At 37.6% G+C, this 14331-nt stretch carries 16 protein-coding genes, 1 tRNA gene and 1 pseudogene; 14 read left to right on the top strand and 4 right to left on the bottom strand.

What is annotated here, in order from left to right; genetic code table 11:
* Positions 1-108 precede the first annotated feature (108 nt).
* Complete coding sequence (locus MMP60_RS10090; RefSeq protein WP_241336135.1) at positions 109-2355, top strand: bifunctional prephenate dehydrogenase/3-phosphoshikimate 1-carboxyvinyltransferase; 2247 nt, start codon at positions 109-111, stop codon at positions 2353-2355.
* A 286-nt stretch (positions 2356-2641) separates the two neighbouring features.
* Positions 2642-3025 (top strand): hypothetical protein, encoded by a 384-nt coding sequence (locus MMP60_RS10085; RefSeq protein WP_241336134.1) that lies wholly within the window; start codon positions 2642-2644, stop codon positions 3023-3025.
* A 100-nt stretch (positions 3026-3125) separates the two neighbouring features.
* Here MMP60_RS10085 and ruvC read toward each other — a convergent pair whose 3' ends face one another.
* Positions 3126-3671 (bottom strand): crossover junction endodeoxyribonuclease RuvC, encoded by a 546-nt coding sequence (ruvC, locus tag MMP60_RS10080; protein ID WP_241336133.1) that lies wholly within the window; start codon positions 3669-3671, stop codon positions 3126-3128.
* 294 nt (positions 3672-3965) lie between these two features.
* Here ruvC and MMP60_RS10075 point away from each other — a divergent pair.
* From MMP60_RS10075 to MMP60_RS10040, 8 genes are all read left to right on the top strand, one after another.
* Positions 3966-4042, top strand: a tRNA-Met gene (locus tag MMP60_RS10075).
* A gap of 183 nt (positions 4043-4225) precedes the next feature.
* Complete coding sequence (locus tag MMP60_RS10070; protein ID WP_241336132.1) at positions 4226-4459, top strand: transposase; 234 nt, start codon at positions 4226-4228, stop codon at positions 4457-4459.
* A gap of 108 nt (positions 4460-4567) precedes the next feature.
* Positions 4568-4777, top strand: coding sequence for a cold-shock protein (locus tag MMP60_RS10065; RefSeq protein ID WP_004661817.1), 210 nt, complete (start codon positions 4568-4570; stop codon positions 4775-4777).
* 332 nt (positions 4778-5109) lie between these two features.
* Complete coding sequence (locus tag MMP60_RS10060) at positions 5110-5328, top strand: cold-shock protein (protein WP_241336131.1); 219 nt, start codon at positions 5110-5112, stop codon at positions 5326-5328.
* A 465-nt stretch (positions 5329-5793) separates the two neighbouring features.
* Positions 5794-5955 carry a hypothetical protein gene (locus MMP60_RS10055; protein WP_241336130.1) on the top strand — a complete coding sequence of 54 codons (162 nt, stop codon included), beginning with the start codon at positions 5794-5796 and terminating at the stop codon, positions 5953-5955.
* A 25-nt stretch (positions 5956-5980) separates the two neighbouring features.
* Complete coding sequence (locus MMP60_RS10050; protein ID WP_241336129.1) at positions 5981-6274, top strand: hypothetical protein; 294 nt, start codon at positions 5981-5983, stop codon at positions 6272-6274.
* 117 nt (positions 6275-6391) lie between these two features.
* Positions 6392-6826 carry a DUF333 domain-containing protein gene (locus MMP60_RS10045; protein WP_241336128.1) on the top strand — a complete coding sequence of 145 codons (435 nt, stop codon included), beginning with the start codon at positions 6392-6394 and terminating at the stop codon, positions 6824-6826.
* 200 nt (positions 6827-7026) lie between these two features.
* Positions 7027-7587, top strand: coding sequence for an FxsA family protein (locus MMP60_RS10040; RefSeq protein ID WP_241336127.1), 561 nt, complete (start codon positions 7027-7029; stop codon positions 7585-7587).
* A gap of 44 nt (positions 7588-7631) precedes the next feature.
* Here the strand turns inward: MMP60_RS10040 and MMP60_RS10035 are convergent, their stop codons facing one another.
* Positions 7632-7814 (bottom strand): hypothetical protein, encoded by a 183-nt coding sequence (locus MMP60_RS10035; protein WP_241336126.1) that lies wholly within the window; start codon positions 7812-7814, stop codon positions 7632-7634.
* Between the two features lie 243 nt (positions 7815-8057).
* Between MMP60_RS10035 and MMP60_RS10030 the strand changes: the two genes are divergently transcribed.
* Positions 8058-8315, top strand: coding sequence for a hypothetical protein (locus MMP60_RS10030; protein ID WP_241336125.1), 258 nt, complete (start codon positions 8058-8060; stop codon positions 8313-8315).
* A 62-nt stretch (positions 8316-8377) separates the two neighbouring features.
* Here the strand turns inward: MMP60_RS10030 and metK are convergent, their stop codons facing one another.
* Positions 8378-9544 carry a methionine adenosyltransferase gene (metK, locus tag MMP60_RS10025; protein ID WP_241336124.1) on the bottom strand — a complete coding sequence of 389 codons (1167 nt, stop codon included), beginning with the start codon at positions 9542-9544 and terminating at the stop codon, positions 8378-8380.
* Positions 9545-9926: 382 nt separating this feature from the next.
* On the opposite strand from metK, the gene tkt reads away from it, so the two are divergent.
* Both tkt and MMP60_RS10015 read left to right on the top strand, forming a co-directional pair.
* The gene (gene tkt, locus MMP60_RS10020) at positions 9927-11918 is read left to right on the top strand and encodes a transketolase (RefSeq protein WP_241336123.1); all 1992 of its coding nucleotides are present in this window, start codon (positions 9927-9929) and stop codon (positions 11916-11918) included.
* 139 nt (positions 11919-12057) lie between these two features.
* A complete protein-coding gene (locus MMP60_RS10015) occupies positions 12058-12690 on the top strand; it encodes a hypothetical protein (RefSeq protein WP_241336122.1) in 633 nt (210 codons plus the stop codon).
* Between the two features lie 57 nt (positions 12691-12747).
* On the opposite strand, the pseudogene MMP60_RS10010 reads toward MMP60_RS10015, so the two are convergent.
* A pseudogene (locus MMP60_RS10010) lies at positions 12748-12994 on the bottom strand (OsmC family peroxiredoxin); the annotation flags it as partial.
* Positions 12995-13173: 179 nt separating this feature from the next.
* Between MMP60_RS10010 and MMP60_RS10005 the strand changes: the two are divergent.
* The gene (locus MMP60_RS10005) at positions 13174-13827 is read left to right on the top strand and encodes a hypothetical protein (protein ID WP_241336121.1); all 654 of its coding nucleotides are present in this window, start codon (positions 13174-13176) and stop codon (positions 13825-13827) included.
* Positions 13828-14331 lie beyond the last annotated feature (504 nt).

The following is a 14331-nucleotide window of genomic DNA, read 5'->3' as shown; positions in this document are numbered from 1 at the left end:
TAACTGCGCAAGTCCCTTGATAAAAAGGAAGGAACTCCCTCTCTTTTAAAAGAGCTTGTGAAGCGAGGTGTTTTTCAGGAGATATTTTTACATAGGCAAATATGTTTTATGTCTCAACCATTATTTAAAAAAGTTGCGTTTATTGGGCTTGGACTGATTGGGTCGAGTCTAGCGCGTGTGATTGTGGCAGAACAACTTGCCTCTCAAATTGTGGCTGCAACACGCTCAAAAAAGACACTAGACGATGCAAAGGCGTTGGGGCTGATTCAACACGGTTATGCAAGCCCAGAAGAAGCTGTTCAGGGCGCAGATTTAATTGTCTTAGCTTTACCTGTTCGTGCTACGCAGAAGGTATTGGAACAGATTAAGCCATATCTCGCAGAGAATGTGATCATCACAGATGTGGGCAGTACCAAGGGCAATGTGGTGGATGCTGCAAAAGCTGTTTTTGGTGAAAATTTACCAATAGGCTTTGTACCAGGACATCCGATTGCAGGTGCAGAACATACTGGTGTTCATGCAGGTAAAGTTGATTTATTTGCCAATCATAAAGTGATTTTGACACCACTTCCAAGTAGTGCGGATTGGGCGGTTGCAAAGTTGATTCAGCTTTGGTCAGCGGCTAAAGCAGAAGTGATTTGTATGGATGTTACCAAGCATGATGAAGTGCTTGCCCATACGAGTCATTTACCACATTTGATGGCATTTAATTTAGTCGAGCAATTGGCAAATCGTGAAGATAATCTCGATATTTTTCGCTATGCTGCGGGCGGTTTTCGTGACTTTTCTCGGATTGCCGCCAGTGATCCACAGATGTGGCATGATATTTTCTTTGCCAATAAAACTGCAATTTTGAATGCTGTGAATGGTTTTGAACAGCAATTGTCGGTTTTGAAGAAATTGATTGAACAGGAAGATTCTCAAGCGTTGATGGGCTTACTTGGACACGCGCAAGCGGCACGTCAGCACTTTAACCATATGTTAGCCAACAAACCTTTGATGGAGAAAAATAAGGTGACACAGCAATTTACCATTTTACCAGGCAAGAAAACATTCGCAGGTAAATTCACTGTACCAGGTGACAAATCTGTGTCACATCGCTCGATTATGTTTGGTGCGATTGCGGAAGGTACAACTCATGTAACAGGTTTCTTAGAAGGTGAGGATGCCTTGGCAACCTTACAAGCATTCCGTGATATGGGGGTCAGCATTGAAGGCCCTAAGAATGGTGAAGTCACGATCCATGGTGTGGGCATGCAAGGCTTAAAAGCACCTGCAAGCGCTTTGTATATGGGTAACTCAGGTACAAGTATGCGTTTGTTATCTGGCATGTTGTCTGCGCAGAAGTTTGATTCTGTCATGACGGGCGATGCATCATTGTCTAAACGTCCGATGGAGCGTATTGCGAAGCCATTGCGTGAAATGGGTGCGCAAATTCAAACCACAGGTGAGAAAGGTACACCGCCTGTTAGCATTACTGGCAGCCAAGCGTTAAAGGGTATTCAGTACGACTTACCGATGGCTTCTGCCCAAGTCAAATCAGGTATTCTATTGGCAGGTCTATGGGCTGCGGGTGAAACGTCTGTAACTGAACCAGAACCAACGCGTGATCATACCGAACGTATGTTACGTGCCTTTGGTTATGATGTAAAAACTGAAGGCAATAAAATATCATTGATCGGTGGTGGTAAATTGGTTGGTACCGATATTCAAGTGCCTTCGGATATTTCATCTGCTGCATTCTTTATGGTGGGTGCGGCAATTACTGAAGGTTCGGACGTTGTGCTAGAAGCAGTGGGTATCAACCCAACACGTACTGGCGTAATCGAGATTCTGAAGCAAATGGGTGCGGATCTGACGGTTGAGAATGAACGTATTGCAGGTGGCGAGCCAATTGCAGATATTCATATCAAAGGTTCTAAAACGTTGAGGGGTATTCATATGCCTGAAGACCAAGTGCCTTTAGCAATTGATGAATTCCCTGCATTGTTCATTGCAGCAGCTTGTGCAGAAGGTCAAACTGTTCTAACGGGTGCGGCTGAACTTCGTGTGAAAGAGTCTGACCGTATTCAAGTCATGGCAGATGGTTTGAAAATCATGGGCATTGATTGCACACCAACAGAAGATGGCATCATCATTGAAGGCAAAGGCAAGTCTGGTGATTGGTCAGCAGTTTTCACAGGCGGCGAAATTGAATCTCACCATGACCATCGTATTGCAATGAGCTTTAGTATCGCAGGTTTGCGTACTTCAGGTGAGATTACCATTCATGGTACTGAAACTGTTGCGACAAGTTTTCCAACCTTTACTGAGCTTGCAAATACAGCAGGTTTAGATTTACAGGTTGTGAATTAATAATTTGATTCCTAAAATGCAGTATTTAGTCGATCTAAATGCTGCATTTTTTATGAATAAATTCATAAAAAGAATAAGCTCAATATCTTAGTAAACATATCATCATAAAAATAATACCTTTCTCGATGTACATATCTAATTGGGTCTAAATTTATCAATTTAGCATAAAGAGTAGGACAATTAGCTAATCAATTAAAGACAATTGTATATATAATAATTCTTACCGAATAAGTAGACTTAGTTTTGTGATCCAAAGCTAAAAAACATAAAAAATAGAGGGAATACCATGAGAACGTTGCAATTTATAGCAGATTGCCCTAAGCATGGGGTAGTTGATCATCCACCCAATGAATGCTATATCACGCAAGAATACGTGGCTGCACTATTGTATAAACAATTAGAACACTATGGTTTTGATGCTGAACATATTCGTCATGAACATGAAAAAATTGAAGTTAGAATTGATAATCATCAATTGCCTCTTTCAATCTTATGTTCTCAACAAGATACAGACGGTCATATTTTGTGTGAAATCTCTGCAAATCCACAACAAGAACAAGCTTGGTTTGAAAAGATTGAGACTCAAAGTATCATTCGTCAGCTTGCACAGGCAGTTGAAAATAGCTTAAAAGCAGAACATAGCTTTTCTCAATTTGTTTGGAAAAGTTAGTTGTCTTGATATTCAGACCTGTGTTACTTGTTCTACATAAAATTAGTGAGTAAACCAATTTTATGACTCGATAAGACAGGTATTGAGTTTATTCATCATTTTAACGTCGTCTACTACTTAAGCGACTTCGTCCACGTGCCATTCCACCTAAAGCATTGAGTACAGCCATTTTACTCATACTGCCCGAAGCGTGCGCATGGCAGATGGCTGCGGCAAGGGCATCAGCAGCATCAGCTTGTGGTTTGATACTCAAGTTGAGTAATCGCATGACCATCATCTGTACCTGCTCTTTATCAGCAGCACCATAGCCAACAACAGACTGTTTAATCTGACGAGCTGTATATTCTGCAACTTGTAAATCTAAATTTACTAATGCTGCAATCGCAGCGCCACGCGCTTGACCAAGTTTCAGGGCAGAGTCAGGGTTCTGAGCCATGAAGACTTGTTCAACGGCAGCCTCTGTAGGGCCGTGAAATTTAACAATACGTTCTACACCTGCAAAAATACGTTTTAAACGTTCAGGCATTTCTTGTGTTTCAGTGCGAATAGTTCCTGCATCAACAAAGCGCAATTTGCTGCCATCTTTTTCGATAATTCCGTAACCAGTTAAGCGTGAACCAGGATCAATACCAATAATCAATGACATGTAATGCGATTAAAATAAGAGATTGTTACTATTGTTACATAATGACCTGTTAGCTGCATAATTTTTTTGTAGTCTTTTAAATCGAATAAACATCTGTTTTATTGAGTAATCTTTATAATATTTCTTAGATATTTAAAGAATTCAGATTGATCCGAATAAGTCATATTGGAAAAGTTAAAATCGTAAGAGAAGCTAGGTTTGTACTTAATTTCAGCATTATTTAATAGATTACGTGATTTTTCTAAATAAAGTTTGCATTATTGGTTAGATAGGCGTATAAAGTCACTCCATTGATGCGGGGTGGAGCAGTCTGGTAGCTCGTCGGGCTCATAACCCGAAGGTCGTTGGTTCAAATCCAGCCCCCGCTACCAATTTAAAGTTTAATATTTGCTCTGTGATGTATTTAAGGTTGTTGTTTGGAAAAGTAAGCAGCAATTAACTTAGCTTAAAGAACCCTAAATAAAGCTAAAAATTATTAGATTCTAGAAATGTAGTTGTTCTCTTTCATCTATCTAGTATTGTAGTAAATCAAAATCGATCACTTGAGCTCAGTAATGAGTGATTTTGTGTTGAAAATTATTAATGAATGGCATGTAGCCAAAGCCAGCAATGGTAACGAGATTTGTGTACAAATTATCCCGTTAAAGCGTCAACAGAATACGTTGAATGGTTTTAAATGGGTAGAAGTAGGAAAGAAAGTGCTTTTACAGTCAGGTCAAGAAGTTGATTTCAACTTAGATGGTAAAAGTTTTTATACTTCCGTCAATCAGCTATATCGTTTGACGTAAAATTTGATATGCTTGCAGTATCTATCAAATCAAGATAGATTAAGTTAAATCATAATGAGAAATTATGATTTAATTTATAAATGAACAAATTTTAAAAGGTTTAAAAGTATGTCTGATACAGTTACTGGTACTGTTAAGTGGTTTAACGAAACTAAAGGTTTTGGTTTCATTCAAGCTGACTCTGGTCAAGATGTTTTTGCTCATTTCAGCGAAATCCAAAGCAAAGGTTTTAAAGTATTACAAGAAGGCCAACGCGTTTCTTTCGTACTTGGTCAAGGTAAGAAAGGACCACAAGCAACCCTCATCACTGTTATCTAATTTTTAGACCAGTAGAAAAAAAGCTCACTTATGTGGGCTTTTTTAAATTTTTGCCCTATCCTAAATAGAGCTGACTCTTTCTAAGCCTAGCTTTGGAGGGGATTGTAAGAATAACTGTTACAAGAGCCCGACGGATTACAACTTGGCTTTTGAATAATTGATTGCGTGCGAAAATAAAAGTGGTGTATAGTTAATAACAACTAGAAGAATAACACTGTTGATTCGGTAAATCTTTCATTTCGTAGTTTAGACAAACCTTTCATTTTATCAGAGTTTATGATTCCAAGTTACTTGCTACTCAGCATTCCAAATATTTCTAATAGGTTAAGTATATGTCTAACACTGTGACTGGTACGGTTAAATGGTTCAATGAAACTAAGGGTTTTGGTTTTATTCATGCGGATTCTGGGCAAGATGTTTTTGCTCATTTTAGTGAAATCCAAAGCAGTGGTTTCAAGGTTCTGCACGAAGGGCAACGTGTATCATTTACAATTGCTGATGGTAAAAAAGGACCACAAGCAACTGGTATTACAGTAATTGCTCAGAACTGATTGTTCTGAAAAGAAAAGCTCACGATAGTGGGCTTTTTTATTTTGACACTAGATCTACAGATTCTATAATTATTATTTTTTGTAATGTACTTATTTTTGTCATAATTTAACCTGTTACTGAAAAAATTGCTCTAGCATGTTATTAGACTTTTTGCTAATTTTAGTTAGTGAGCTATTTAGGCAAATTAATAGTCGTCGTACATTAAATGAGCGTAAGGTTATGGAAAACTTAGAGCAGTTGACTCAAGGGTTTGAGCAAGAAGTTCATGTACATTGTAAAAGATCTATAGGTACGTTGTTGTTCAGTTTTGTGGTTTTGATCGCAACAAGCTTCTAGTGAAAAAAGCACCTTCGGGTGCTTTTTTAATTTTCATTGTTTAAATTGTAAAATGACTCATAAGATTGAATTTTAGGCTGTATGTAAATCTTCACTGTATGCTAGGCTTAAGAAAAAAGGGTAAGCCTATGGATGCTATCGAAATAAAAGATTTTCCTGCAATTGCTGGATATACGAAAGCAATTTTAGCAATGGATGAATGGCTGGAACATAAGCCTGACTTCTATCTCATAAAAGATCACTATTTGGTTGATGAAGCGATTCGGGTTGAATACATCATTATTCAGTAATTTTTAAAGTTAAGAGAGCTTATAAATGAAACAAAACTTAGTCTTAATTTTTTTAATTACTATGACAAATGTGGTGTTTGCTGGAGATATCTATAAATGTACGATAAACGGTGCTGTAGTGTATCAGGCAAAACCTTGTAAGGGTGTGGGGAATAAGCTAGACATTCCTCAAGTGTATAATCCAAAAGGTAACCACAACTCAAATGCTTCAAAGAAAAATACTCAGGTTGAAGCAAATACTGTACAAGAGTCTGATGCTGCTAAAAAAGCTGGATTAGCAATTGCTCAAGAAGCTTATCAGATGACAAAAAATAGATAGTTCAGGCTAATTTTTGATTTATAACTCGTGTTTACCAGATGTTCTTGTTTCAAATAATAGACATAATATTTAGATTTATTTGTTATCTTTATTTTTACTTTATTAGAATTCAAATTTATGAAAAATATTTTACTTCTAAGTGCTGTTCTCACTTCCCTAGCAGCGTGTTCAGCAACCCCAAATAAGGATATGTCACCACCCAAGATTGGTATGGCAAACCCTGCCAGCCAATATTGTGCTGAGCAGGGAGGGCAGCTTGAGATCCGTAATGAGGCAAATGGTCAAGTTGGCTATTGTAAGTTAGCAAACGGTCAGGTCGTTGAGGAATGGGCGTTTTTCCATGCGAATCAAGCGAAGTGTATTGCTGATGAAGCGCAGAAGTTAGTCGGCCAGTCAGAGTTGAGTGACGATCAAATCAAGCAAAAAACCAAATCTGAGATTGTACGTCGTGTTGGTCCAAATCAACCTGTCACAATGGATTACCGTGAAAATCGGATCACGGTGACGATTGATCCACAGTCTAAAAAGATCATTAGTGCAAACTGCGGTTAACGTATAAGTCCGGTCTTTACTTTCAATTAGGGGAGCTTTTATTTGCAAGCTTTTCTTATCTTATTGAAACAAAGACCTTGATAAATCTTCATTAGTACCCATCAACTAAGATATTACAGTTTTATTTATTGTTTTGGCTTCGCCTGTAAAATAATGGCTGTATTTATTTTTCTAATTTTTGAGATAGACGAAATTTTGACATGAATCTACTTCTTATCGTAGTGTTTGGTGCAATTGCTGAGATTCTGGTATGGATCGGCGTGGGTGACCTTGTAGGGAGTATGTGGTACGTATTCTTTTGGTTTGTTGTCACGTTTTTTATAGGTCTCAACCTTGTTCGTTCAAGTACATCTAGTATTATGCCGCAATTACAACAGATGCAAATGACAGGGCAATTAGGTGGTGATCCTGCTGTTACCAAGAAATTAGCGATTGCGATGTCGGGTTTCTTATTGATGATTCCTGGATTAATCTCGGATGTATTGGCTATCTTTGTTCTGATTCCTGCTGTCCAAACAGCGTTTAGAAATATGTTGATGAAAGCGATGGCAAAACGTCAGCAAGCGATGATGAATCAAATGATGGGCGGTATGGGTGGTGATGCCACAGGTCAGAATCCATTTGCTGATCTTATGCGTCAAATGCAAGATATGCAAAACCAACAAGGTGGTGGTCAATATCGTGACTCAACCATTATTGATGGCGAAGCGCGTGAAGTAAAACCTGATCAGAAGAAAATTGAATTTAAAGATGTGAATTAAGTATTCATAAATCTTGTTAAAGCACATCATCTTGATGTGCTTTTTTATGCTTCATTTTTAGGTGGATGATCCTGTTTTGGTTCATCTTTAGTTGGTGGTGGTTCATCTTTGTGTTGAGGTTGATATTGGCTGGGAGGGAGGCTGGTTATCTCATTTTCTGATTGTTTGTATTTACGACTTCGATTGGCGCGTTCACGAAAGCCACCTTTATTAATCAACTGAGTCATGATGATGTCATCTGTGATTTAAAAATTATATTTTAACAAATGATGTGAAAGATCAAAATAATACTACGAGCGAGTGGCATCTCATAGTGCATCCTCTGTTTACAATGTATCCAAGAGAATTGTTAATTTGAATGAATTGCCCTTAAAACTAGATTGAATTCTCATTTTTTTTCTCTTAGGATAAAAGTATGACGGTAAAAATTGTTGTAAAAAGAAAATAAAAAAGAGTAAATGCAAGGAGGAATGATGTTATATCAATATCATTGTGCATGTTGTGACAAGGTGGTCGCATCAACAGATAAAGAGTGCCCTTATTGTGGTTCTCAACATATCAGAAGTCCTTTTGGGTTGTGGATGTTCTGTGTGGCAGCGTGTTTCGTTGTTGTCGTTGTGATCAAATTCGTACATTTATATTCACAGCACTATGAAGAGGAGCAGCCTGTTCAAAGTAGCTCAATATTTGAAATATTTAAGCAAGATAGTACCGAGCCAAATAAATAACAACAAATAAAAAAGTTCGCAATTTGCGAACTTTTTTATTTATGAATGAGTAAATCAGAAAATTACAGCCCAGCCGCATCTTTAAGAACATCGACTTTATCTGTTTTTTCCCAAGTAAATGCAGAATCTGAACCTTCACGACCAAAGTGACCATAAGCAGCCGTTTGTTTATACATTGGTTGGATTAAGTTCAACATACGTGTGATGCCGTATGGGCGTAAGTCAAAGTGTTCACGAACAAGTTGAATGATCAACTCGTCTGATACCTTACCCGTATTGAAAGTATTGATTGAAATCGAAGTTGGTTCAGCAACACCAATCGCATAACTCACTTGGATTTCACATTTGTCTGCTAAACCAGCAGCAACAATATTTTTTGCCACATAACGACCAGCATAAGCAGCAGAGCGGTCAACTTTCGATGGATCTTTACCAGAGAAAGCGCCACCACCGTGACGAGCCATACCGCCGTAAGTATCTACAATAATCTTACGACCTGTTAAACCACAGTCACCAACTGGACCACCAATCACAAACATACCTGTTGGATTGATATGGAATTTTGTACCTGCATGGAACATATTGGCAGGAATGATTGGTTTCACAATTTCTTCAATGATCGCTTCTCTTAAATTAGCTTGGCTAATTTCAGGATCATGCTGTGTTGAAAGTACAACTGCATCTAAGCGCACAGGCATGCCATTTTCATAAGCAAAAGTTACTTGGCTTTTTGCATCTGGGCGTAACCAAGGCAAAGCGCCTGAACGGCGTAACTCTGCTTGACGTTCCATTAAACGATGTGCATAAGAGATTGGCGCAGGCATAAGTACATCGGTTTCACGGCTAGCGTAACCAAACATTAAACCTTGGTCACCAGCACCTTGATCTTCTGGCTTTTGGCGATCAACACCTTGAGCAATCTCTGGAGATTGTTTACCGATCATATTGATCACGGCACAAGTCGAACCATCGAAACCTAAGTCTGAATGATGATAGCCAATACCATTGACGGTTTGACGTACAATCGCTTCAAAGTCAACATTTGCTGTTGTTGTGATTTCACCAGCAAGAACAACCGCACCTGTTTTTACTAAGGTTTCACAAGCGACACGCGCGTATGGATCCTCTTTTAGGATCGCATCTAAAATAGCATCACTAATTTGGTCAGCCATTTTGTCTGGGTGACCTTCGCTTACAGATTCTGAAGTAAAAACAGCATACTCGCGCATGAACGTCCTATCATGGTTATTTTCAAAAAGACAGAGTATGTTACATCGACTTGACTGATAGGACTAGCATAAGCTGACTAAAATACATGAATTTATTTCATTTTCATTGTGTTTTTATTGATATATGTATTAGAAAAACTGATATTTATCCTAAATTGTATGAGTAAATCTGTCATTTTCTGTCTAATTATTTATTGGCATATTTTATATTCTGTTTATCGCGTGAACATTTGTTCACAGAATTACAGATGAATGAGTGAAAAATAAGAAATATCGTGTATTAGGCTTTACCCCATGTGTTTTTTTTAAGACAATAGTCGCATCTTTTGAAAGATGATTCCTCATCTTCTCTCATCTTATTGATTTAATCGGATTCTGACTTATGACAACCCCTTTAAATGAACGTCGTATTGCAAATGCAATTCGTGTCTTGGCTATGGATGCTGTGCAACAAGCAAACTCAGGGCATCCTGGTGCTCCAATGGGGATGGCAGATATCGCTGACGTAGTTTGGCGTGAATTTTTAAATCATAACCCGACCAACCCACAATGGGCGAACCGCGACCGTTTTGTATTGTCAAATGGTCATGGCTCTATGTTGCAATATGCATTATTGCATTTAACAGGTTATGAATTATCTATTGAAGATTTAAAACAATTCCGTCAATTACATTCTAAAACACCAGGGCATCCTGAATATGGTTATGCACCTGGTATCGAAACAACAACAGGTCCATTGGGTCAAGGTATTGCCAATGCAGTTGGTTTCGCTTTAGCTGAAAAAACCTTAGCTGCACAATTCAACAAAGATGACTTAAATGTTGTTGATCACTTCACTTACTGTTTCTTAGGTGATGGTTGCCTAATGGAAGGTATTTCTCACGAAGTATGTTCTCTTGCAGGTACTTTAGGTCTTGGTAAGCTTGTTGTGTATTACGATGACAACGGTATTTCAATTGATGGTGAAGTTGAAGGTTGGTTTAGTGATGATACTGAACAACGTTTCAATGCTTACGGTTGGCAAGTCATTCGTGTTGATGGTCATGATGCTGCTGCAATTCGCCAAGCAACAGTTGAAGCGAAAGCTGAAACCAATAAGCCAACAATCATTATGTGCAAAACGATTATTGGTTTAGGTTCACCAAACAAACAAGGTAAAGAAGACTGCCACGGTGCGCCACTGGGTAAAGACGAAATCGTTTTAACACGTGAAGCATTAGGCTGGACAGATCAAACCGCATTTGCGATTCCAGAAGATGTTTATGCAGCTTGGGATGCAAAAGCAAAAGGCCAAACCTCTGAAGCAGCTTGGAATGAATTGTTTGCTCAATACCAAGCAAAATATCCAACTGAAGCGGCTGAATTATTACGTCGTATCAACGGTGATTTACCTGCTGAATTTGCAGCACAAGCCGATGCATTTATTGCTGAAACGAATGCTAAAGCTGAAACGATTGCAACACGTAAAGCAAGCCAAAATACCTTACAGGCATTCGGTCCATTACTTCCTGAATTATTAGGTGGTTCTGCTGACTTAGCAGGTTCTAACTTAACACTTTGGAAAGGTTGCCAAGGCGTACAAGAAAATCCTGCGGGCAACTATGTATATTACGGCGTTCGTGAATTCGGTATGACTGCAATTGCGAATGGTGTGGCTTTACACGGTGGTTTTGTTCCTTATGTTGCAACATTCTTGATGTTTATGGAATATGCACGTAATGCGGTACGTATGTCTGCATTGATGAAGCAACGAGTCATTCATGTATATACACATGACTCGATTGGTTTAGGTGAAGATGGTCCTACACATCAACCTGTTGAGCAAATTGCATCTTTACGTGGTACACCAAACTTAAATACTTGGCGTCCATGTGACACTGTTGAAGCTGCGATTTCTTGGAAATCTGCGCTTGAACGTAAAGAAGGTCCAACTGCGTTAATCTTCTCACGTCAAAACTTGCCATTCCAAGCACGTACAGAAGCTCAGATTCAGAACGCTGCAAAAGGTGGTTATGTACTTGCTGAAGAAAAAGGTGAATTGAAAGCGATCATCATCGCGACTGGTTCTGAAGTTTCATTGGCAATGGAAGCATATGCACAACTTGACGGTGTGCGTGTTGTGTCTATGCCATGTGCTGAAGAATTCATGAAGCAAGATGCTGCGTATCGTGAAGCGGTATTACCTGCACAAATTCGTGCGCGTGTAGCGGTTGAAGCGACTCATGTTGACTACTGGTGGAAGTTTGTTGGTTTAGATGGCAAAGTGATCGGTATGACCACTTATGGTGAGTCTGCACCAGCGAAAGACTTGTACCAATTCTTTGGTATCACGACTGAAGCGGTTGTTGCTGCGGTTAAAGAATTGACTGCTTAATTATTAAGTTGTTGTGAAGAAGCGCCCTAATTAGGGTGCTTTTTTACATATGCAAACTGAGAATCTCCAATCAATGTTGATATATAATTAAAAAAATTATTAAAGATTTTCTTACTCAATAGGCTAAATAACAACGATTATGACTTATATACCACCACATTTATTCTCAATGATTTGTAGAATCGCTGCTAACCGTGCTTATTATTTTGAGTTTGATGACTGGCGTTTAAAACTTAGGAATGCTTTATTTGAGCAAAGTGCTATGGCTGAACTCGATATAGGTTTTGATACAGAAATTCTTTTCACAGAAGATCCAAAACAGAATCTAGTTAAATATCAGTTATTTAAATATACAGACTGTTTGATTCAGAATTTGAAAGAAGTCGAAAATTTATCTACTTGGAGAGTGTTTGGAGTCAATTGTATCGATGAATATGAAACACAGTTTTTGAAGATGGCAAGCTTAGATATGGTTCATAATTTTGAAAAACCAGAATTTTTCCCACAGTATGAGATTAAAATTATAGAGCTGGTTAATATCCTTTTAACCAATAACTATGGTTATGAGTTAAGAAGTGTTGATGAAAAATACATTAAACTGGACTTAAAACAGGGGCTTTTCTACTGTCCTGATGACAAAAGTGAAGTGAATTGGTATGACTTAATTTATATGATTATAAGCCCAGAAGCAAAACAGATCATTCCTCAGAATATGTTGGAGGAATTTAAATGTCAGGACTTATCTTACCAGTTCAGTATTAATTTTTTATAAACATGGTCTTTAAAATAAAAACCATGTTTATATCACTCATCCAATATTTAATTCACTCTAAGTCGAAATATTTGACGTTAATAATTTATGAACAGGGCAGCTTTCTGCTACTTTTAACAGGCATTTGTGCTGATCTTCGGTAAATTCACCTTTTAAGATAATTTTACGTTCAATATTATTTTGACCTGATTCTGGTTCTCTATTGGGATTTAAGGCTAAAGCAACCTGAACATGATCAAGCTTTACCCTTTGTGGTTGTACAGGCGCTAGTCGATAACAGTAATAGGTACATGGTATTTTTGGCTATTTATATTTGTTGGTTCCTTAATAACCTTATAATTATATTTGATCTATGCTAGTGTTTTTATTGTTGCATGGATCAAACATGTGATTTTATAAAAAGAAAGATACTGTATTATATTTTTTTACAAGAAAATAAACTATGCTCTAACATCCTAAATCTAAATAAAAATAGGCTATTACATGGAAAAGGCATTTGCTGGGGTTATAGGATTGGTATTAGGCATGGTGGCTATAAATGGCTGGGGTAGTACTCCTTTACAAGTCAATTATGGTATGCCACAAGAACTAGGTGAGCCAGTATCGCAGCCAACAATTCAAGAGCTTCGTGATGAAACAAGTAGTGGGGTTCAAACCTCTATTTTTGCAGAATATTATGGCTCAAAAATTGGATCTGATAAGTTTACTGGTGATGAAAAACTGAATGGTATTGGTGCTGGTATAACTTTCACAGCTGTAAGTGCTTTAAATACCACGATAGGAATGAATTTCCAAAAAAACTCTAGTTTTCAGAATACTGAAATTAATATCAAAGGTGGTTATAAATTTTATAATTACGATAATACCTATGCGAATGCAAGTATTGGTGTGGGCTATGCTTGGATAGACGTAGATGATTATGATGTCAGATTGCGCTATATCACTTTACCTGTTGAGTTGGAAGTGGGTCATTATTTCCAGAAGGATTTAGCTACCTATGTTGGGATAGGCTATAAGAAATTATATGTAGAACATCTTAAAGATGTTTGCACAGGCTATTTTTGTAGTTCAACTGCTTCAGATATCTTAGATATGGATGGTGTTACTTATCGACTTGGTCTTAAATATGACTTTTAAAATAGTTAATTTAATCATTTATGAATCTGTGATTCCTAGGCTTATTGTGTAAGTCAACATACCAATAAAAATAGTACTGATGTTAGAAACCTACAATATTTTTCTTTGTGGGTTTTTAGACATCATCCATCTAGGTTGTGGAGTGTTTGTATATCGTTTTAACAAAATATCTATAAGTGCTTCACAGATTATTTAAATGGAAATTTCTAGTTTTTCTTTTATTATGAATGTCATTCATCTATTTTTTGCTTAGATGTAAAAAGTTTTAGAGGTTCTGAACTTAAAAGCCATGCTGGTGTTATTCAAAAATAATAAAAGCTATAAAATATTAGTGAATGATCTACAAAATTGAAAATACTCTATAGATTTTGTGCTGCTTAGAGGATATTTAGCATGTTGACTGCGAGCAAGCCATCATCTGCGTGATCGAATGTTGGTAGCTATTTAGTATATTCCCAATCATCTTATAAAATGAGCCACACAGATCAAAAGCACTTATCAAAT

The sequence above is a fragment of the Acinetobacter sp. ANC 4805 genome (assembly GCF_022549495.1).
Classification (GTDB): Bacteria; Pseudomonadota; Gammaproteobacteria; order Pseudomonadales; family Moraxellaceae; genus Acinetobacter.
Note: the sequence above shows the minus strand (reverse complement) of the source record. Positions and strands in the feature narration are given on the sequence as shown.